This is a genomic window from Gramella jeungdoensis (genome assembly GCF_023805255.1).
Taxonomy (GTDB): domain Bacteria; phylum Bacteroidota; class Bacteroidia; order Flavobacteriales; family Flavobacteriaceae; genus Christiangramia; species Christiangramia jeungdoensis.
Window position 1 is genome coordinate 556,624 of the sequence record NZ_JAMSCK010000003.1, and the last position, 20,951, is coordinate 577,574.

The 20,951-nt window shown below is 41.0% G+C and carries 23 protein-coding genes; 14 read left to right on the forward strand and 9 right to left on the reverse strand.

The genetic code is table 11. From position 1 onward, the window contains the following. Positions 1-13: 13 nt before the first annotated feature. Positions 14-1,096, reverse strand: a complete 1,083-nt coding sequence (gene dinB, locus NE848_RS10200; protein ID WP_252113127.1) for a DNA polymerase IV — start codon at positions 1,094-1,096, stop codon at positions 14-16. 140 nt (positions 1,097-1,236) lie between these two features. Between dinB and NE848_RS10205 the strand changes: the two genes are divergently transcribed. Genes NE848_RS10205 through NE848_RS10220 form a run of 4 tightly spaced genes read left to right on the forward strand, consistent with a single transcriptional unit; the run spans position 1,237 to position 3,814 of the window. Beyond that, positions 1,237-1,908: an NAD(P)H-binding protein gene (locus NE848_RS10205; protein WP_252113129.1), complete on the forward strand. Its 672-nt coding sequence runs from the start codon at positions 1,237-1,239 to the stop codon at positions 1,906-1,908. A gap of 2 nt (positions 1,909-1,910) precedes the next feature. Further along, on the forward strand, positions 1,911-2,381 hold the full coding sequence (locus tag NE848_RS10210) for a CYTH domain-containing protein (protein ID WP_252113131.1): 471 nt from the start codon (positions 1,911-1,913) through the stop codon (positions 2,379-2,381). Beyond that, positions 2,381-2,881, forward strand: coding sequence for a YciI family protein (locus NE848_RS10215; protein WP_252113133.1), 501 nt, complete (start codon positions 2,381-2,383; stop codon positions 2,879-2,881). The genes NE848_RS10210 and NE848_RS10215 overlap by 1 nt, the downstream gene beginning before the upstream one ends. A 3-nt stretch (positions 2,882-2,884) precedes the next feature. Continuing rightward, entirely contained in the window at positions 2,885-3,814 is a 930-nt protein-coding gene (locus NE848_RS10220; protein WP_252113135.1) for a DUF5996 family protein, read from the forward strand. Here the strand turns inward: NE848_RS10220 and trxA are convergent. Genes trxA through NE848_RS10235 form a run of 3 tightly spaced genes read right to left on the reverse strand, consistent with a single transcriptional unit; the run spans position 3,811 to position 6,064 of the window. Continuing rightward, the gene (trxA, locus tag NE848_RS10225; RefSeq protein ID WP_252113137.1) at positions 3,811-4,110 is read right to left on the reverse strand and encodes a thioredoxin; all 300 of its coding nucleotides are present in this window, start codon (positions 4,108-4,110) and stop codon (positions 3,811-3,813) included. The genes NE848_RS10220 and trxA overlap by 4 nt on opposite strands. 60 nt (positions 4,111-4,170) lie before the next feature. Continuing rightward, positions 4,171-5,022 (reverse strand): phosphatase PAP2 family protein, encoded by an 852-nt coding sequence (locus NE848_RS10230; RefSeq protein WP_252113139.1) that lies wholly within the window; start codon positions 5,020-5,022, stop codon positions 4,171-4,173. Beyond that, positions 5,003-6,064 carry an isoaspartyl peptidase/L-asparaginase family protein gene (locus NE848_RS10235; protein ID WP_252113141.1) on the reverse strand — a complete coding sequence of 354 codons (1,062 nt, stop codon included), beginning with the start codon at positions 6,062-6,064 and terminating at the stop codon, positions 5,003-5,005. The genes NE848_RS10230 and NE848_RS10235 overlap by 20 nt, the downstream gene beginning before the upstream one ends. Positions 6,065-6,200: 136 nt before the next feature. On the opposite strand from NE848_RS10235, the gene NE848_RS10240 reads away from it, so the two are divergent. The 3 genes from NE848_RS10240 (at position 6,201) to NE848_RS10250 (ending at position 8,935) form a co-directional block, all read left to right on the forward strand. Beyond that, positions 6,201-6,743, forward strand: a complete 543-nt coding sequence (locus NE848_RS10240) for a 3-hydroxyanthranilate 3,4-dioxygenase (RefSeq protein WP_252113143.1) — start codon at positions 6,201-6,203, stop codon at positions 6,741-6,743. Positions 6,744-6,803: 60 nt separating this feature from the next. Next, entirely contained in the window at positions 6,804-8,357 is a 1,554-nt protein-coding gene (amaB, locus tag NE848_RS10245; protein WP_252113145.1) for an L-piperidine-6-carboxylate dehydrogenase, read from the forward strand. A 176-nt stretch (positions 8,358-8,533) separates the two neighbouring features. Further along, positions 8,534-8,935 (forward strand): YkvA family protein, encoded by a 402-nt coding sequence (locus NE848_RS10250; protein WP_252113147.1) that lies wholly within the window; start codon positions 8,534-8,536, stop codon positions 8,933-8,935. A gap of 72 nt (positions 8,936-9,007) precedes the next feature. Here NE848_RS10250 and NE848_RS10255 read toward each other — a convergent pair whose 3' ends face one another. From NE848_RS10255 to NE848_RS10275, 5 genes are all read right to left on the reverse strand, one after another. Continuing rightward, on the reverse strand, positions 9,008-10,012 hold the full coding sequence (locus NE848_RS10255; RefSeq protein WP_252113149.1) for an acyl-ACP desaturase: 1,005 nt from the start codon (positions 10,010-10,012) through the stop codon (positions 9,008-9,010). Positions 10,013-10,170: 158 nt separating this feature from the next. Next, positions 10,171-10,899 (reverse strand): metallophosphoesterase family protein, encoded by a 729-nt coding sequence (locus tag NE848_RS10260; RefSeq protein ID WP_252113151.1) that lies wholly within the window; start codon positions 10,897-10,899, stop codon positions 10,171-10,173. A 1-nt stretch (position 10,900) separates the two neighbouring features. Then, positions 10,901-12,037, reverse strand: coding sequence for an ATP-binding protein (locus tag NE848_RS10265; protein ID WP_252113153.1), 1,137 nt, complete (start codon positions 12,035-12,037; stop codon positions 10,901-10,903). A gap of 36 nt (positions 12,038-12,073) precedes the next feature. Further along, on the reverse strand, positions 12,074-12,463 hold the full coding sequence (locus tag NE848_RS10270) for a four helix bundle protein (RefSeq protein ID WP_252113155.1): 390 nt from the start codon (positions 12,461-12,463) through the stop codon (positions 12,074-12,076). A gap of 30 nt (positions 12,464-12,493) precedes the next feature. Beyond that, on the reverse strand, positions 12,494-13,243 hold the full coding sequence (locus tag NE848_RS10275; RefSeq protein ID WP_252113156.1) for an SDR family NAD(P)-dependent oxidoreductase: 750 nt from the start codon (positions 13,241-13,243) through the stop codon (positions 12,494-12,496). Between the two features lie 160 nt (positions 13,244-13,403). On the opposite strand from NE848_RS10275, the gene NE848_RS10280 reads away from it, so the two are divergent. The 7 genes from NE848_RS10280 (at position 13,404) to NE848_RS10310 (ending at position 20,943) form a co-directional block, all read left to right on the forward strand. Beyond that, a complete protein-coding gene (locus tag NE848_RS10280) occupies positions 13,404-14,258 on the forward strand; it encodes a DUF4382 domain-containing protein (RefSeq protein ID WP_252113158.1) in 855 nt (284 codons plus the stop codon). 154 nt (positions 14,259-14,412) lie between these two features. Beyond that, entirely contained in the window at positions 14,413-15,417 is a 1,005-nt protein-coding gene (locus NE848_RS10285; RefSeq protein ID WP_252113160.1) for an AAA family ATPase, read from the forward strand. 74 nt (positions 15,418-15,491) lie between these two features. After that, positions 15,492-16,358 carry a DUF58 domain-containing protein gene (locus NE848_RS10290; protein ID WP_252113162.1) on the forward strand — a complete coding sequence of 289 codons (867 nt, stop codon included), beginning with the start codon at positions 15,492-15,494 and terminating at the stop codon, positions 16,356-16,358. A 7-nt stretch (positions 16,359-16,365) separates the two neighbouring features. After that, the gene (locus NE848_RS10295; RefSeq protein ID WP_252113164.1) at positions 16,366-18,015 is read left to right on the forward strand and encodes a BatD family protein; all 1,650 of its coding nucleotides are present in this window, start codon (positions 16,366-16,368) and stop codon (positions 18,013-18,015) included. 1 nt (position 18,016) lies between these two features. Then, complete coding sequence (locus tag NE848_RS10300) at positions 18,017-19,021, forward strand: vWA domain-containing protein (RefSeq protein ID WP_252113166.1); 1,005 nt, start codon at positions 18,017-18,019, stop codon at positions 19,019-19,021. 1 nt (position 19,022) lies between these two features. Next, positions 19,023-20,087: a VWA domain-containing protein gene (locus NE848_RS10305; protein WP_252113168.1), complete on the forward strand. Its 1,065-nt coding sequence runs from the start codon at positions 19,023-19,025 to the stop codon at positions 20,085-20,087. Between the two features lies 1 nt (position 20,088). Beyond that, positions 20,089-20,943 carry a tetratricopeptide repeat protein gene (locus tag NE848_RS10310; protein ID WP_252113170.1) on the forward strand — a complete coding sequence of 285 codons (855 nt, stop codon included), beginning with the start codon at positions 20,089-20,091 and terminating at the stop codon, positions 20,941-20,943. Positions 20,944-20,951 lie beyond the last annotated feature (8 nt).

A 20,951-nucleotide genomic window follows, 5' to 3' on the forward strand; every position in this document is an offset into this window, starting at 1 on the left:
CCGGTTTTTTTGTTTAGAATTTAAACTTTAATTGAACTGAAATTTCCTTTTTTTCTTCTTTGGAATCTTCCTTATCTGTATTCAGGTTTGATAATGAAATTCCAAGCAGGCGCACCGAATCCTTCATTTTTTCCTGATAAAGCAATTCTTTGGCGATCTCTATTATGAGGTCTTTACTTGCGATATAATAACCAATGGTCTTACTCCTGGTTTGAAGCGTGAAGTCGCTGTATTTGATTTTTAATGTCACAGTTTTACCTGCTACCTGGCTTTTTTTAAGTCGGCGTTCGATCTCTTCAGCAATATTCTCAAGCCTTTCTAACATAAAGATTTCGGAAGAGATATTTTCATTGAAGGTCCTTTCGGCTCCAAGTGATTTCCTGATTCGATGCGGTTTTACCTCGCTATTATGGATTCCTCTAACCACATTGTAGAAATGGGCACCACTCTTTCCGAAATGCTCTGTAAGGAACTCTTCGCTTTTTTCTTTCAGATCTTTTCCGCTAAAGATCCCTAAGCGATACATTTTTTCGGCGGTTACTTTTCCTACCCCATAAAACTTTCTGATATCCAGCTCTTCCAGGAATTGAAGCACTTCTTCAGGAGGAACTGTTTTCTGGCCATTTGGCTTATTCACATCACTGGCCACCTTCGCGATAAACTTGTTGATCGAAATTCCGGCAGAAGCATTCAAACCCGTTTTTTCCCTGATCTTATCTCTTATCTCCCTTGCAATAAGGGTAGCACTCGGATTACCTTTTTTATTTTCGGTAACATCAAGGTATGCCTCATCCAGTGAAAGTGGTTCAACAAGGTCTGTGTATTCAAAAAAGATCTCCCTTATCCTTTGAGAGATTTCACGATAACGTTCAAATCTTGGTTTCACAAAGATGAGATCGGGGCAATTTCTTTTAGCGATCACGCTGCTCATAGCGCTTCTCACTCCAAATTTTCGGGCCTCATAACTTGCGGCGCTCACTACTCCCCGCTGTGAACTACCACCTACCGCCACAGCCTTTCCTCTAAGCTCAGGGTTATCCAGTTGTTCCACCGATGCATAAAATGCATCCATATCTATATGGATAATTTTTCTCATCACGTTCACGCCCCAAATTTAAGCTTAAAAGATTTAAAGGATTGTTTAGGCAAAATTGTAAATTTAAGTTTGTAATCATTCGGTTTGAAGATTTTATTCCCTCAAATAACATATAGAGCCGGAGGAGAAGACATTTTTAGATGACTGGAAAAAGCGCAATAATTCTTGGTGCTACGGGTTTAACGGGCAGTATTCTCCTTGAGAAATTGCTTAAGGATGAACGGTATGAAAAGATCAAGGTCTTTTCACGTCAACATGTAAGCCAGAAACATCCTAAGATTGAGGAATTCCTCATAAATCTTTTTGAACTGGAAAAGGTAGGAGCACTTTTTACTGCTGACGAAGTCTTTTGCTGTGTTGGGAGTACACAGAGAAAAACACCCGACGAGGAGATCTACCGAATGGTAGATTTCGGCATTCCGGCAACTGCCGCAAGGCTTTCTAAACTCAATGGGATTCGCACTTTCCAGGTCATATCCGCCATGGGAGCCAATGAAAATAGCCGATTCTTTTATAATCGAACAAAGGGTGAAATGGAAGGGGCGGTCATGGAACACCGTATTGAGAATACCTATATCCTCAGGCCCTCACTTATTGGAGGCGAAAGGCAGGAAAGCAGGCCTATGGAATATGCATGGAAGAAGATCATGACTCTGGGGGATCATCTTCTTGTGGGAAAACTTAAAAAATACAGGAGCATACACCCTGAAACTATTGCAAAAGCTATGATCTTTCTCGCGAACAGCGAATATTCCAGCGGAAAGATAGAGTCTGATGAGATTAAAAGGATAGCAAACAGATATAACGAATAAATATGACCGAAATAGAGCGTAAATTCCTGGTGAATTCTGATGAATTTAAAAAGCAGGCCGATAAAAAGAAATTAATAATACAGGCCTACCTGAATACACATCCTGAAAGAACCATAAGAATTAGAATAAATGATGATGAGGCATTTATTACTATCAAAGGCAAGTCTTCCCAAAATGGCCTGTCCAGATTTGAATGGGAAAAAGAAATCCCGGTAAGCGAAGCCAGGGAATTACTTAAAATATGTGAACCTGGGAAGATAGAGAAATACAGGTACCATGTAAATATTGGTGATCATACATTTGAAATTGATGAATTTTTAGATGATAATGAGGGATTGGTTCTGGCCGAGATAGAGCTTGAAAAAGAAGACGAGCATTTTGAAAAACCGGCATGGCTTGGTGCTGAAGTCACCGGAAACCTGGACTATTATAACTCAAAACTGATAGAAAACCCTTATAAAAACTGGAACTAATGAAAGGAATTATTACTGTTTTGATCTTAGCTCTATTGCTGGGCTGCAAGGATTCGCATAAAAATGAAACTTCAAAGAATGAAGTCAAGGAAGCAGAAAAGGATTCTGTTGAGGTTCCAGGCATCAAAAATCTTGAGGATCAGCTTAAAAAAGATGGGTATCAGACTTTTAGTTATAAAGATGGGGATACCACCTATTTAATGCAGCAGTATTACGTGGTATTTTTAAAGTCAGGACCAAACCGAAGCCAGGACTCAACCGAGGCGGCTGAGTTACAAGAGAAGCATCTGGCCCATCTTTCCAGGCTTTATAATGAAGGTTACACCAGTCTTACCGGCCCAATGGGCGATGACGGAAAGATCAGGGGAATTGTGGTTTTTAATACTCCAACACAAAAAGAGGCCGATAGTCTTGCCAGGCTGGATCCAATGGTTAAGGCCGGAAGACTTGAGGTAGAGGTTCATCCATGGTGGGTAGCTAAAGGAGGTAAACTGAATTAAGAAATGATACCAGGGAATAGGTTACCGGAATTAAAATATGTGGGTAATGAAAATAAAAAGCTTACCCTGCATCTCTTTTTTCAGATCATTGGAAAAATAAGGATGGCTTTAACCCCTAGAAAGAATCACTGGTGGTATATCACATTGTATGTAAATGAAAAAGGTTTTACCACTGGCCCAATTCCTATTGAGAATGGATACGCTTCCTTTTCCATGTCCCTGGACATTCTTGATCATGAATTCATTGTTTTTAAGAGCAATGGAGAATCCCGTTCCTTTGAATTGGAACATGACCTTAGCGTGGCTCAGTTCTATGAACGGGTAATGGAATTTTTAAAGGAACTGGATATTGAGGTAAGCATTCATTCCAGGCCTTATGAACTGAATATTGATAAAGATTTTTCAGAGATCACAGATATCCGTCACTATGATGCTTTATTTGCTACTACCTACTGGCATACTTTTCTCTGGATAGATTCGGTCTTTAAGGAATTCAGCGGTCGGTTCTACGGAAAGACCTGCCCGGTTCATTTGTACTGGCACTCCATGGATCTTGCAGTAACACGTTTCTCCGGGAAGAGAGCTCCAGAAATGCCTAAAGAAGCGAGAATTTCAGATAAGGAAGCTTACAGCCATGAGTGTATAAGCTTTGGTTTCTGGGCAGGAGACGAAAATGTTCAGGAACCTGCATTCTATTCATATACATATCCTTCTCCAGAGGACATAGATATGGAAGAACTGGAGCCATCAAACGCTAACTGGATCATGAACAACGGAAGCCCGATGGCCATACTTACCTATGCTGATCTTAGGGAGAAAGAAAACCCAAGAAAAGTTTTGTTGGAATTTTTGGAATCGGCTTACCAGGCTGGTGCCAATCGTGCAGGATGGGATGTTGAAGCATTTAGAGTTCCGCCATTAAATGAGCTTTAATTAAAAGAGAGTATTTTATTCTTTATCTCTTCCTTCGGCAAAACTCCCGATTGTCTCCATAATTGCTCACCGTTCTTAAAAAGCATAATAGTAGGTACTCCACGTACCTGATATCTGGCGGCCAGGGGCTGATTCTTGTCCACATCTATCTTAACGATCTTCACCTTATCCCCAAGCTCTGCCTTTACCTCCTTTAGAATTGGGGATAGCATTTTACATGGCCCGCACCAATCCGCATGAAAATCTACCAGAACCGGGGTGTCACTATTTATAATGTCACTGAAGCTGCTTTTCATTACAAAAAATTTAGCTCTTAAATTTATCAATTTGGCCTTTACCAAACTTATAGAGGAAAGTTAAAAAGTTCCGGTAACACCTATTCTTCCCAGCCCAACATTGAATTTCCAGCTTATTCCTGAATCTTCTTTCTGGCCATAATCCCTTTCTTTCGTAAGATAATTGTCAATAGAATCCACTACCAGTATGCTTAGAGCCATACTAAGACCCACATCTGTAAGCCAGTGAGCACCTTCCCATAATCTTGAGGCAGGAGGAATTAGACCTATACCAATAATTCCTGCTTTGACAAATGGATTTTTAAACTGTTTTGACAGGGCGTAAGCTGTTGTAAAGGAAAGAATGGTGTGGCCTGAAGGAAATGAATGATAATTGGGTTCATTGCTAAAGGGTTTAAAATCTCCTTTTCCCAATCCTTCTTTGGGTCTTGCCCTGCCCACGGCTGTTTTTAATATAGACTGAATGATTCCGGCAGTGGTCGCAGCAGAGATCATAAGAACACCTGTTCTTCTTACCTTTTCATTTCTGGTGAACAATCCGTAGAGATAAACCGCCCCGTTCACCGCATAATTATTCTGGGGGCTGCCATAGTACCAGCCAAAATCCTGAATGAACATGGGTATATCATCTTCCTGATTTCGGAACCATTCATTTGCCTCGTCATCAAAAATATAGAGAACGGCTGTACCGGCAACTACTGCACCAGCTGTGAGGAAATCATCCTTTTGCCATTTAAGGGGTTGGCTATAGGTTTTTTTAAGCCCGCCAAAGGCACTTACTCCGTCATACTTTAAGAGTTCCCAGGTAGAGGGAACTGAATCATTATTTTTAGGCGTCTGGGCTTTTAGATCAAGACCTAAAAATAAGAGGATCAGGAAAAGGCTTATGATCTTATTTTCCGTAAATACCAATTTTCAACTCACCTTTTTTATTCATGGTTGCTCTGTACATGCCAGCTGTATTGAATTCCATAGCTACATTACCATCATGGTCTATAGCAATAATACCACCATCTCCTCCAAGTTCAGGTAATTTTTTCTGGATTACCTCTTGAGCAGCATCCTGCAAGCTTAAACCTTTGTATTCCATCATTGCCGATATATCGTAGGCAACTACGCCGCGAATAAAATATTCTCCCCATCCCGTACTGGAAATCGCACAGGTCTTATTATTCGCGTAGGTCCCGGCTCCAATGATAGGCGAATCTCCAATCCGGTTATATTTTTTATTGGACATTCCACCCGTTGAGGTTCCGGCGGCAAGGTTTCCATTTTTGTCCAGAGCCGCGCAGCCAACGGTGCCAAATTTTTCATCTTTTACAAGCGGATCATAAAATGCTGTTTTGTTTCCAGTCTTCTCTCGTTGCCGTGCGCGTTCCATGGCCTTAAACCGTCTCTCTGTATAGAAATATTCCGGATCAACTATTTCAAGCCCTTGTTCTTTTGCAAATTGTTCCGCCCCTTTTCCTGAAAGCAGCACGTGGTCTGAATTCACCATTACTTCATAGGCCAGGTTAATAGGATTTTTGACATTGGTTACGCCTGCCACCGCGCCGGCATTTAGAGTAGACCCATCCATAATTGATGCATCCAATTCGTTCTTTCCTTCATTAGTAAAAACAGCACCCCGAGCTGAATTGAAAAGCGGACTGTCTTCCATGACATTGATCGTTTTTTGAACGGCCTCAATTGCGGTTCCTCCATTTGCAAGGATTTCGTGACCAGTGCGTATGGCTTCTTCCAGTTTAGCTTTATATGCCAGCTCAAGCGAGTCACTCATATTCTCTTTGAGGATGGTTCCTGCGCCTCCGTGGATCACGATCCCAAAATTTGGCAGGCTGTCATTTTCGGTGGTTTTTTCGGCTTTCTGGTTGGATTCTTTTGAAGTTTCAGAAGTATTTTCATTACAGGAGATAAATAATATAAGGCTAAAAAGAAGGAGTAATTTTTTCATAAAGATTTGGTTTAAGCCGAAAGTTAATCAAATTCATTAAAATTTATTAGGGCTAATATTACAAAGGCTGAAATTTCTTGTAGGTATTATGACCCTGTGTGAAGCATATTGAGTAATTTTAAGTAAAATATTGATTATGACAGTTGAAGGACCTTTCAATTTACACAAATGGATTGAACAGAATCGGGAAAGTTTAAAGCCCCCGGTAGGAAACAGAAACCTCTACAGGGAATCTGGTGATTATATAGTGATGATCGTTGCAGGTCCCAATGCCCGTAAGGATTATCATTATAATGAGACCGAGGAGTTATTTTACCAACTTGAAGGGAATATAGAGGTTCATATCCAGGAAGACGGAAAAAAGAAAACCATGAAACTCGGCCCAGGAGACATGTATCTCCACCCGGCCAAGATACCACATTCACCGGTAAGACATGATGGATCCATTGGTCTGGTGGTGGAAAGGAAAAGGCTTAATGAAGAGGGGAAAGACGGATTGATATGGTACTGTGATAATTGCAACAACAAACTGCACGAAGTATATTTCCCGCTTCATGATATAGAAACCGATTTTTTAAAGCACTTCAGGGACTTCTACAGCAATAAAGATCTTCGAACCTGTGATAAATGTGGAGAAGTGATGCCCGTTGACCAGCGATTTACTGCAGTTGAGGAATAGCGGTTTATTTTTACTATTTTCGCAACAACTACACAAATTAATCGATAAAAACGCAATTTAATGAGCAAAATCGCTGAAGAATTCGGGATTAAACAAGCCCTGAAAGATTTAGGTTTAAATGATATTAATAATGGAACGTCTACTGGTGAAGACTGGTTCAGTAATGGGGATATTATAGAATCATACTCGCCGGTTGATGGTGAACTTATTGGAAAAGTAAAAGCTACTACTAAAGAAGATTACGAAAAAGTGATCACTACGGCCGAAAAAGGCTTTAAGGAATGGAGAACCTGGCCCGCTCCTCAAAGGGGAGAAGTAGTTCGTCAGTTCAATGATGAGTTGCGCCGTTTAAAGGAGCCTTTAGGGAAATTGGTTTCCTATGAAATGGGAAAATCTTACCAGGAAGGCCTGGGAGAAGTGCAGGAAATGATAGACATCTGTGATTTCGCTGTTGGACTTTCCCGACAACTGCACGGACTTACTATGCACAGTGAACGCCCGGGACACAGAATGTATGAACAGTATCACCCCCTCGGCGTTGTAGGGATCATTTCTGCATTTAATTTCCCTGTAGCTGTGTGGTCGTGGAATACTGCTCTTGCCTGGGTTTGTGGAGATGCTTGTATCTGGAAGGGATCAGAAAAGACACCGCTTACTTCAGTTGCCTGCCAGAACATCGCAGCTAGAGTGTTCGCTGAAAATAATGTTCCTGCAGGAATCTCCTCCCTTATCACGGGAGATTACAGAGTTGGGGAAATGATGACGAAAGATGAGCGGGTTCCTTTGATTTCTGCTACGGGATCTATCAGAATGGGTAAAATTGTTGCCCAGGCTGTAGCGGCACGTCTTGGAAAGTCACTGCTTGAACTTGGAGGGAACAATGCAATTATTGTAACTCCTGATGCCAATATCAAGAATACGGTGATAGGGGCGGTGTTCGGTGCGGTTGGAACCTGCGGGCAGCGTTGTACTTCTACCAGAAGGCTTATCGTGCACGAAGATGTTTATGACAAGGTGAAAGACGCGATAGTAAATGCATATAAGCAAATAAGAATAGGGAATCCATTAGATGAAAATAATCATGTGGGGCCTCTTATTGATAAGGATGCCGTTAAAAATTATCAGTCCGCTCTTGATAAAGTTGTTGAAGAAGGCGGAAAGATACTTGTTGAAGGTGGTGTGCTTGAAGGAGAAGGCTATGAAAGCGGATGTTATGTAAAACCTGCTATCGCTGAAGCCGAGAATCATTTTGAGATAGTACAGCACGAGACTTTCGCGCCGGTTTTATATATCATGAAATATTCTGGAGATGTTGGCAATGCACTTGAACTCCAGAATGGAGTTAAACAGGGGCTATCTTCGGCCATTATGACCAATAATCTGCGAGAGGCTGAAAGATTCCTTTCTGCTGAAGGTTCCGATTGTGGAATTGCGAATGTAAACATTGGTACTTCAGGAGCCGAAATCGGCGGAGCCTTTGGAGGTGAAAAGGAGACAGGTGGAGGCCGCGAATCTGGGTCGGATGCCTGGAAGATCTATATGAGAAGACAGACGAATACGATAAACTATACAACTGAGCTGCCACTTGCGCAGGGGATCAAATTCGATCTGTAGTTTAGTTTATTTAAGTGTAATTTGGGCCCCGGTGTTAACCGGGGCTTTTTTTATGAGTGGCTTTCAGAAAATATAAACTTTCGATTAAAGTTAAATCGAACTTAAATAGGGAACCTAAACTTGCCTTCAGAAGGGATAATCTTTATTTTTCGACAATCTTAAAAAATCAGGGATCTATGAGCAAATTTTCAGAAGAACAGGCCAAAGATGAATACGAGAAGAGAACTGAGAATTTTGAAAAGAAGGATGTAGGGAAAGTTATAGAGGAAGAGGAAAAAATATTGAATAAGTTTGAAAGTAAAGGCAAACTAAAAAGATATCTGGACGATGCTATCCTTTTATTTTCTTTGGTGAAAGATTACACGAGTGGAGCATATAGGGATATTCCTTTCAATATTATTGCCTCAGCTGGTGCTGCTTTATTGTATGTTCTATCTCCAGTAGATCTTATTCCTGATTTTATCCCTGTTTTGGGTTATTTGGATGATGCTGCAGTTTTGGCATTTTGTCTCAATTTAATGGAAAAGGACCTTGCTATTTATAAGCTATGGAAAGAGGGAATGCTTCAGAAATCATAAGAACATGTAAATTATATAAATAAAAAACCTGCTGATTTCAGCAGGTTTTTTGTTATTCTATATTATCATTTCTTAAACCATCCCATTGGCCTCAACCCACTTGAATTTGTGTGGATCCTGCGGCACTGCAATTCTATCCGCGATTCTTGACATTCTGTCGGGAAGTGCCATCAAATAATCCCGGGCTTTTTCAGCATCATCGCTAAGGGATCTTATTTTATCGATTTCCCAGTATCCGTTCAACTTTTTCAGGATTTCTATATAATCATAAGTAGTGTAAACACCCAGTCTTTGGGCAGCATTTGAGAAGTTTTCAAAAGCTTCGGCGATTCCCTGGCCAGATTCCCTGATAAACTGTGCCGGCATCACGATCTTTTTCTTCATCATATCCTGGAAGGCAAGCATCATTTCGCTTGGGTCATGCTCAAAGATGGTTTTTACAAACTCTCTGTAAGCCATGTAATGCCTCATTTCATCTCCTGCAATGATATTACACATTTTCCCGAGCATTTTATTACCCTTCTTCTTGGCCAGTTGTCCAACTCTTTTGTGAGAAATATTCGTTGCAAGTTCCTGGAAGCTGGTATAAACAAAGTTTCGGTAAGGATCCCTTCCGGTTCCAATGTCAAAACCGTCATTGATCAAATATTGAGTGGTCTTCTCAATTTCCTTCATATTCACTCTACCGGAGAGGTAAAGATATTTGTTCAGGGTATCACCATGGCGATTCTCCTCACCGGTCCAGTGACGAACCCATTTGGCCCATGCGTTCTGATCATTTCTACCATGACCATGCTGTTCAACTCCTTCCATGTCCATTAACCATGATTCATAGGTAGGCAGGGCTTCTTCGGTCACCATATCAGCCACAAGTACTACCCAGAAATCATATCCGAGCTCCTTGGCTTCTTCTCTAATCTGGTGGACTTCTTCAAATCCTTCCTCTTCCTGTAGATTTGGGAGAAGATCTGTAGGTTGCCATATCTCTTCAACAGGGATAAGGTACTTGTCTATAAAACCCTGTACAGATTTCTCAACCGTTTGCATCACTTCTAAACGTATATTGTCTAATGCCATTTTTAAAATTTTTCTAAGCTATCCAGGTAACTTAAGTGTTTAATACCGCAATAAGCATGCAGTTTTTTACAATTCCAAACAATCTGGTGATTTTAAAACCCGAATAGATTGAACTTCAAAGATATGAATATGATTTTAGAGCAAATAATAAAAAAAGCCTAATTTCTGCCCTGTTCATCAGGGTACAAAGTGTGAACGGGATCACTCTGATAGACTTCTTTAGTATCTACATCAATAGCTGAAACAGGTCCTTTAAATGCCGCCCCGGTATCGACATTCCAGATATTTGCCTTGTTGTAAGGCTTTGTCTCTCCTATTCGGGTAACAGGAGTATGGCCTATATATATTTCCCTGAAATGCTCCAGCCTTCTGGGATAATTGGAGTCTCCTGGTTTTAGATCTTCATCCATCGAAAGCACCATTTCCCAAAGTGTACGATCCCAGTAGAAGCCTGTTTCGTGATATTCATAGTCGGGGCCATGCAAATTGGTAAATCCTGCATGAACGAACAGTCGCTCCTTATCATCCTTATAAAAATTGAACATATCCCTGAAAAACTGGATATGGGAATTTTTTTCTTCTTGGCTAAAATTCCGGTACGCATCTATACTGGACTGCCCGCCATGTTCCAGCCATTTCTGGTTCATTTCTCCATTTTCAAGCCATTTATGGGCAAGATCGTCATGATTACCTCTAATAAAAATACATGAATTCTGTTTGGCCAGATCTATGAGATAAGTAACGGTATTAGCCGAATCGCTCCAGCCATCAACATAATCTCCCAGGAAGATCAGTGTGTCATCAGGGGTAAGATCTATTCGTTCCAACAACTGGATCAGCGCTTTTAAGCCTCCGTGCAAATCGCCAACTACTAGTTTTCTGGACATATTAATTATATTTCACCTTTCTTAATATTCGCATACTTTCTTTGTATGACTGATAAATTTCAGGATTATAGGCCTTAAGATAAGGTTTGGCCTCTTCGAGTTTGGTTAAAGCTTCTTTAAAATTATTTAAATAACATAATAAATAAGTTGAAGGAAGATTCTTCAGATCCTTTTTCTGGCCGGGAGTCAGCTCATAACCTTTTTTCAGTTTCTGGATAAGAGTCTTATTGGTATTATAGATATGGTAAAGGGTCTTTTTATCGAATTTCGGCGGTTCAAACAAAAGTTTGCTGTCAATATCATAACTCCCATTGTCCCTGAACCTGATCATTACTTCCTCAAGCGGATAATATTTGAACTGGTCATGTAATCCCAGGTGTACATATTCTATGATCCTGAAAAAATCCTTGTCTACGCTGATGCTTATTTCATCCAGATCTGAATAGAACAATTTTACCTGTTCGTTGATCAATTCGATATCAACCCGGGAAAAATAACTTTCTTCCCTTATTTTTTTCTCCTTACCGGCCCAGCAAACCACGAAGTATTCTTTGAAGACCTTATATGTTGGATTATAGTCCCTTCTTTTTTTCATAAAGTCGAAGACACCATCCAGGGTATATTCAATATTGTTATGGGAGTGATTCTCTATGGAAGCCACAAGGGCAGAATTCACATCCTTTATTTCAATATCGAATACCTTTGGCATACTAATGCTTCCATCCCGTAAAAAAACAGAACCACCATAATACTTCCAGATATTTTTTCTGAAAGAACATATCTTTCCATGGTTGGGCCTGATAGTTACCAAACCCACCACCAGATGGTCGGGGAGATGTGGGAAAGGAATATTCTCATATGATATAATAGGTGGATTGCTGAGATAGGCATTCACGAGGTTCTGTATCTTACTGTCATCAAAAAAGTCTATCCCCACAATCCGGCTGTCTTCATCTTCCACCCCAATAACTATATAAGAATTGTTCTCCGGGTTGGAATTGGATAGCGCACATATATGTTTGAGGAATTTTGCCTTGCCTTCTTTTTCGCCAATATTGAGCTGTCGCTTTTTGTCATAAAAGCTGTTCTCATCGTTATGCGCGAGCAAATTCTTAATAAGAAGGCGTTTGTTGATCATACTGTGCTATTAATTATTGATCATTAGTATTTTCTATTAATCGTATTTAGAACCTTTTCTGTGTGAGGATTTTAAATAATTAATGAATTTTGAGATCTGTTCATTTAGAATTTCAGACTTTTCTACTAATTCTTGATATTGATTTACTGAACTATGGTTTCTGTCATGAGCCCTTTGAAGTTGTGCTTGGGTTTCATGATTAGAACCACGGGCAAAACTTAAGAATTGAATGAATTCTTTATTTCCTCCTCTTCCAAATCCTTCGGCAATATTGTCCATTACTGAACCCGACGAACCGTTAATTTGATCTCTTAATTTATAATCTTTTGACAGACTCGTCTCATTAATCAACCTCCAAATTTGAATACATTGATGCCTGGCTAATTTATAGATTTCTAATTCTTCGAAATTTTGATAATGGGCCATTTTTTAATGAATAATATCAATAGAAAATAATCAATTCTTATCCACAATAGTACTTGTTGCCTGAGCTGTAGGCATTACCGTAAGATCTGCGATATTTACATGATATGGCCTTGTTACGACAAAGTGAATAATATCGGCAATATCTTCGGCTTGCAGGGCTTTAAATCCCTGGTAAACTTTTTCGGCCTTTTCAGAATCTCCTTTAAACCTCACATCGCTGAACTCAGTTTGTGTGAGTCCCGGGTTTATGGCACCTACCTTGATGCCATTTCCGTTAAGATCTATTCTCATCCCCTGGTTTATGGCATCTACGGCATGTTTGCTGGCACAGTAAACATTTCCGTTTGGATAGACCTCTTTTCCCGCTGTAGAACCAATATTAATGATATGGCCGGATTGTCTTTCAATCATCCCAGGTATAATGGCCTTGCTAACATACAGCAAACCTTTAACATTAATATCCAGCATGGCATCCCAGTCGTCCATACTTCCAGACTGAATTGGATCCAGCCCATGTGCATTTCCGGCATTATTAACAAGGATATCTATATTTCTGAATTTCCCGGGAAGCGACTCTATACTGTGGAACACCTCTTCTCTGTTCCTCACATCAAAACTGAGGATTTGTACCTCAGTTTCCACACCTAATTCCTTTTTTAGGTCCTCCAGGCGTTTCTTTCTTCGACCGCATAGGATTATTCTTATACCTTCTTTAGCGAATCTTTTTGCAGTAGATCTTCCAATGCCGCTCGTAGCACCGGTTATCAGGGCGGTTTTCATGTTTTAATTTTTATTTCTAATGTAATAAATATTGCTTAGCCTACCTCCAATTTCTATTAAAGCATGGTTAAGCTCCGTTAAATTTCGTTAAATAATAACAGTTAAATAAAATCTAGCACAAAGCTTGCCGTTATCCTGCCAAAACCAATAAAGTCTACTTATGAAATATTTGAAAAGCGTTACTTTAAAAAGCTTAATGATCGCTACACTGGTATCTGTTGGATTGATCAGTTGTAGTGAAGATGATTCCAGCACAAACAATGGTGAGGGAACAGCAAACCTAACTGTTAGATTGACCGATGCTCCGGGTGATTACGATGCAGTTCTTGTGGATGTTCAGGATGTTGAGATACATGTTGAAACTGAAGCAGAAGGAGAACTGGAAGGTGATGACGATGGAGACGGCTGGGTTAGTGTCGGAGATGTTCAAACCGGGGTTTATGATCTTCTGGAACTTACAGGTGGCGTATCCCAGTTACTAGCCGATACCGAAGTGCCTGCTGGATATGTTAGTCAGATGAGACTTGTTCTTGGTTCAGAGAACAGTGTTGTAATCAATGGTGAAAGCAAGCCGCTTAACACTCCAAGTGCACAGCAATCAGGATTAAAACTTCAGATTAACCAGGAGTTCGTAGCAGGCGAAAACTATGCTTTCCTTCTTGATTTTAACGTTGATGAATCTGTGGTAACAACCGGGAACGGAAGTTATAACCTGAAACCTGTAATTAGAGTAAGTGCACAGGCCGATGCAGGAATGGTAGTTGGTAAAGTTACAGTTCCAGATGATATTGAGGTTAATGTACAGAGTTTAGTTGTTTTAACGGCAAATGATGCAGATATCACTATTTCTGCTTATACTAATGATGTAGGTGAGTTTGCCCTTCATGGTGTGCCTGCCGGAGAATATACTATTACCATAACACCGCAGGCCGATTTAGGTCTTTCTGTCCATACTAATACAGAGGTAGAGGTAAGACCTAACGAAACCACAGATCTTGGAGAGATCGAACTATAATTAATTTCCAAACCAAACAATTTGCAAAAAGGCGGTACCATCGGTATCGCCTTTTGTATTTTAACGTTTATTTAACAATCCAAAATCCAATAAATTTTCAATTTGCGACGCTTACTTCAAGTGCGTATATTCACGACATCAAAATCTGAAAATCATGATGGAAAACGATTCATCTGTTGATATTGCCAGTATTAACGAAAAAATTGAGAAAGAAAGTGCTTTTGTAGACCTTCTCACCCGCGAGATGAATAAGGTGATCGTGGGGCAAAAGCACATGGTAGAACGTTTACTGATTGGTCTTTTGGGTCAGGGTCATATCCTTCTGGAAGGTGTGCCCGGTCTGGCAAAGACCCTTGCAATCAATACACTTTCACAGGCGGTTCACGGAAGCTTTAGCAGGATACAGTTCACACCCGACCTCCTGCCAGCCGACGTTATAGGTACGCTTATCTATAATATGAAGGTGAATGATTTCAGCATAAAAAAAGGACCGATATTCGCCAATTTCGTGCTTGCCGATGAGATCAACCGTGCACCGGCAAAAGTTCAGTCGGCATTACTGGAAGCCATGCAGGAAAAGCAGGTGACTATTGGAGATGAAACTTTCAGGCTGGATAAGCCATTTTTGGTAATGGCCACACAGAACCCGGTAGAACAGGAAGGTACCTATCCATTACCTGAAGCACAGGTAGACCGTTTTATGCTCAAAACAGTGATCAAATATCCTCAAATGGCCGAGGAGCAACTCATTATAAGGGCGAATCTGAAAGATGGTTTCGAAAAAGTGAACCCGGTGGTAGATCTCGAGCAGATACTCAGGGCTCAGGGAGCTGTGAGGGAAGTTTATATGGATGAAAAGATCGAAAAATATATACTTGACATTGTATTCGCTACCCGTACTCCGGAAAAATATAATCTTGAAGAAATCAAACCTCTGATAAGTTTCGGAGCTTCACCAAGGGGAAGTATCAATCTTGCCATAGCCTCTAAGTGTTATGCCTTTATTAGACGTCGCGGATATGTGGTACCGGAAGATGTTCGTGCGGTGGTACACGATGTGTTACGCCACAGGATAGGTATAACCTACGAAGCCGAAGCTGAAAATATTACTTCTGAAGATCTTGTAAATAAGATCGTCAATGAGATCGAAGTACCGTAACAATTAGCAATTATCAGTTAACATTGGTCAATTAACTTTTGTTTATCGATCATTGAAAATTGTTTATTGAAAAGATGGATACAAAGGAGCTTCTTAAAAAAGTAAGAAAAATAGAGATCAAGACCCGAAGGCTGAGCGATCATGTCTTTGGCGGGGAATATCATTCTACTTTTAAGGGAAGGGGAATGACCTTTAGCGAGGTAAGGGCCTACCAGTTTGGGGATGACGTAAGGAGTATAGACTGGAATGTAACAGCTCGTTATAACGAACCTTTTGTAAAGGTCTTTGAAGAGGAACGCGAACTCACCATGATGCTAATGGTGGATATTTCTGGTTCTGAAATGTTTGGTACTCAGGAACAATTCAAAAAGGATGTGATCACAGAGATCGCAGCCACACTGGCTTTTTCTGCTACCAACAATAATGACAAAATAGGCCTGATGCTGTTTACAGATCGCATCGAACTATATATTCCTCCAAAAAAAGGAAGATCTCACGTGCTTCGCATCATTCGGGAACTTCTTGAATTCAAGCCGGAAGGAAAGAAAACCGATATAGCCGGAGCGCTGAAATATCTTTCAAATGTGATGAAAAAGAAAGCCATCGTGTTCCTGCTTTCGGATTTTATGGCCGATGATTATCAGCATACCCTGAAGATCGTTGCGGGAAAGCATGATGTAACTGGAATAAGGGTTTATGACAGGATGGAAGAAAGCATTCCCAATCTGGGACTGGTACAGATGTTGGACGAGGAGTCGGGGGAATATGTTAATGTAAATACTGGCTCTAAATCAGTTCGCAGGGCTTATTCAAAATATTACCAGGAAAGGCTTGATTACTTTCAGCAAAGCTTTTCCCTGAGCGGTGCCGGAATAATAAATAACCGTACCGATGAGAGTTATGTGAAAAAATTACTGGGCTATTTTAAAAGAAGAGCTTAAGACCAAAATGCAAAGATATAATAAGGATACATATTTAAATACCCATATCTCAGGTTGCCTGGGATTTCTGTTTTTTATAGGCGTATTCCTTCTGTCATCAAATATTGAAGCTCAGACCCAGGTCTCAGCTTCGGTAGATTCCACAACTATCAAAATTGGTGAACAGATAAAATATAAGATCCAGGTAGAGACAAATCCCGAAGATCTTGTGGTATTCCCCGAGGGAGAGACTTTTTCTCCGATGGAACTGGTTGAATCTTTAGAAACAGATACCGTTCAGAAAGGTGGGAACTATAGGCTCCTAAAAGAATATTTCCTTACCAAGTTCGATTCTGGTAAGTATGTGATTCCGAGTCAGGAGGTGTTGATCGAAAGTAATTCGTTCTATACAGACTCTATAGCCGTGGAGGTGAATGATGTAGTGGTTGACACCACCAAACAGAAACTTTATCCCATAAAACCATCGGTAGAGGTGCCTCCGGGTTTTAGAATACCAGACTGGCTATGGTGGCTGCTGGGAATATTTCTGGTGGGCGGCCTGGTTGCTTTTTTGATCATCAGGCAGAAGCGAAAGGCCGATGCAGAGCCTGAACTTCCACCTTATGAAGAGGCTATGGCAGAGCTTGAAAAGCTCGATAAATCACAGCTGCTTGAAAAGAGAGAGATCAAGGAATATTACTCCCAGTTGAGTTTTGCGGCGCGTAAGTACCTTGACAGAAAGATCTACGATCACGGTCTTGAAATGACCACAAATGAGCTGATCCTTTACCTGAAGGAACAGAAACAACAGGGTAGACTTCATCTTAACGATGAGACTATCATGGATTTCAAGCGCATCCTTGAGCGTGCCGACCTTGCAAAATTCGCTCGTTCCAAACCGGATTTGATCACGGCTAAGGAAGACCGTTCCAGAACCCAGCATATTATCGATGACCTCAGGGCCTCGGTTCCTGAACCCACAGAGGAAGAATTGCTTCAGGATGAAGCCTTTCTGGAAGAGCAGGCCAGGAAGAGGAAGAAACGTCGCATAATTCTGGGAGTACTTGTAGGTGTGGCGATTATCATTATTGGTGTAACCGCACTTATTGCCACAAAGGGATATACCTATGTTAAAGATACTTACCTGGGGCATCCAACCAAGGAATTGCTGGAAGGTGAATGGATAAGAAGTGAATATGGCAATCCGCCGGTATCAGTAACCACTCCGGAAGTTCTGGTGCGTGGCGAAATTGAAATGCCACAGGAGGTAAAGCAGATGATGGTTGGTAATGAAACCTTTATCTATGGAAGCCTTTTGAGTAATTTCTATACCACCTTAAGTACGATCAAATTTAAGGGAGAGGTGAATTTCGATCTTGAAAAGGCCGTGGATGGAATTTATACCAACCTCGAGAATCAGGGAGCAAGGAATATCATAATGAAGCAGGAAGAGTTTACCACCCTGAGCGGAGCAAAGGGCTTGAAGGTCTTTGGAACTCTGGAGGCGGTGAACCCGATAACCGAGGAATCCATACCAAATGAATATGTGATCCTTAATTTTGCCGAGAATGGAGGTTTTGAACAGATCATGGTCATTTTCAATGAAAATGATCAGTATGCCAAAGAGATTTCGGAGCGTATTATAAACTCTGTAGAAATAACTAATTTGAACGAATAGAATGTTTGCTAATTTCACATTTGAAAACCCGGAATTCTTCTGGCTGTTTTTATTGCTTCCCCTGGCAATAGCCTGGTATATCTGGAAGCGAAATAAGCAAACGGCAGAACTAAAGATATCCTCTACCAAAGGTTTTAAAGTAAAATCCGGCCTGTTAGCTAAGCTTAGACCCGCTCTCTTTGTTTTAAGATTACTGGTTCTAGCCCTGATCATTATGGCTATGGCCAGGCCTAGAACGGTAGATGTCTCTACCCAGACCAGCAGTACCCAGGGGATTGATATCGTAATGGCAATAGATGTTTCTGCCAGTATGCTGGCCCGCGATCTGCAGCCGAACCGGCTTGATGCCTTAAAGGCGGTTGCCGAAGAATTTATCAAAGACCGCCCCGGAGATCGTATAGGGCTGGTAGTTTATGCTGGCGAAAGCTTTACAAAAACACCTATTACGAGTGACAAAGCAATTGTGCTGGACGCTTTGGAAGATATCGAGTATAATAATATTTTGGAAAACGGAACAGCCATTGGATCTGGACTGGCCACCGCAGTGAACCGGTTGAAAGACAGCGAAGCCGAGAGTAAGGTGATCATACTTCTTACCGATGGTGTTAATAATTCAGGATTTATCGATCCTAATACGGCCAGTGAACTGGCGGTTGAATTTGGGATCAAGGTATATACGATAGGTGTTGGAAGTAATGGTATGGCCTTGTCTCCAATTGCGGTACGACCAAATGGGAGGTTTCAGTTCGGGAATGTTCAGGTGGAGATAGATGAGGATCTGCTTAAGGAGATCGCCTCCTCTACCGGAGGAAAATATTTCAGGGCTACCGATAATGAAAAATTGCAGGAGATCTATGCCGAGATCGACTCCCTTGAAAAGACCGAAATAGAGGAATTCCGTTATTATAACTATGATGAGAAATACCGACCTTTGGTGCTTCTGGCTGGAGGCCTGCTATTGTTCGAAATATTATTAAGACTCACATTATTCAGAAGTTTTATTTAAGATGTTTGTACTGGAAGAAAAAATATGGTTTTGGTTATTGCTGGCAATCCCGGTGATCATTCTGTTCTTCCTGTTTCTTATTTTCTGGCAGAACAGGACACGCAGGAAATTCGCTGATTCTTCTTTGATGAAATTCCTCGCACCTAACCGGTCACGTTCAAAACCGATTATAAAACTCATACTTATTCTTTTAGGGATCACCAGCCTAGTGATCGCTCTGGTGAATCCCAAGATGGGAACCAAGCTGGAAACCGTAAAAAGAGAAGGGGTGGATATCGTTTTTGCGATAGATGTCTCCAAAAGTATGGATGCTGAAGATATCGCACCCAGCAGGCTGGAAAAATCCAAGCAGCTGGTAAGTCAGATCCTGAATACCCTGGGGAGTGACCGGGTAGGCATTATAGCCTATGCCGGTGGAGCTTTCCCGCAGTTGCCAATTACTACAGACTATTCAGCAGCAAGAATGTTCCTTCAGGCACTTAATACAGATATGATTTCTTCTCAGGGGACTGCCATAAGTGATGCTATTGAGCTTGCCACGACTTATTATGATGATGAACAGCAGACCAATCGTGTACTTTTCATTATAAGCGATGGTGAAGATCATGAGGGTAACGTGGAGGATATCGCTAACCAGGCTGCCGAAATGGGAATCAGGATATTTACCATAGGGGTTGGAACTGAAAAGGGAGGGCCAATTCCAATCAAAAGGAATGGCGTTATTCAGAATTATAAAAAGGATAATCAGGGCGAAACCGTTATTACCAAATTGAATCCTGGAACATTGCAGGAAATTGCAAATTCTGCCAATGGAAGTTATATTGAAGGGAATATCACCAACGAGGTAACTGACAGGGTGACAGAAGAATTACAGAACATTGAGAAGACCGAATTCGAAGCAAAACAGTTTGCCGACTTCAAATCTCATTTTCAATGGTTCCTCGGATTGGCTTTGGCATTATTATTTCTTGATATTTTTGTACTTGAGCGCAGCACAGCCTGGGTTAGAAGGCTTAACCTTTTTAATGAAAGAAGGAAGAAAGGAGTAAAAGATGAAGCAGAATAACATGCGATTTTTAATAATAGCGGGAATATTTATCCTGTTAGGGCTTTCTATGCAAGCGCAGGAAAAGCCTAAAAAGCTCCTGAAAGAGTCTAATGAATATATTGCACAGGCACAGGAGGCCTTGGCTGAGAATGACTTTGCGGATGCCGAAGCTTCTTACCGGAAAGCCATTTCTAAAGATCCTTCCAATATTAATGCGAAGTATAATATGGGGAATCTGTATTATGGAAAAGAAAAGTCAGTTAATGCCGAGCACCGATTGAAAGAAGCCGCTGAAATTGCTGGAACAAAGGAAGAAAAGCATCGTATTTATCATAACCTTGGAAATTCTTATATGCAGCAGAAGAAATACCAGGAAGCTGTAGATGCCTATAAGGACGCCTTAAGAAATGATCCTACTGATGATGAGACGAGGTACAATCTTGCACTGGCTAAAAAGATGCTGGAAAAAGAAGGTCAGGGTCAGGATGAGAATGAGGATCAGAACAGCCAGGACAATAACAAGGAAGACCAGAATCAGGACCAGCAACAGAAGGATCAGAACCAGGATGGTGAAGGAGGCGATGACCAGAATCAGGATCAAAAGCCCAACGATGAGGGAGAGAACGAGAAAGATAAAAAAGAGGGCGATCAGAATGAAGATAAAGAGAAGGATAAGGGAGACGAGCAGAAAAAAGACCAGGGAGAAGGAGATAAGCAAAAACAGCAACAGCAGCGCCCTGTCCAGGGACAGCTTTCACCACAACAGATAAAAAACCTGCTGGAAGCTATGAATAATGAGGAAAAGAAAGTTCAGGACAAGATAAATGCAGAAAAGGCCAAGGGTGTAAAAGTAAAATCTGAAAAAGACTGGTAACATTCTGG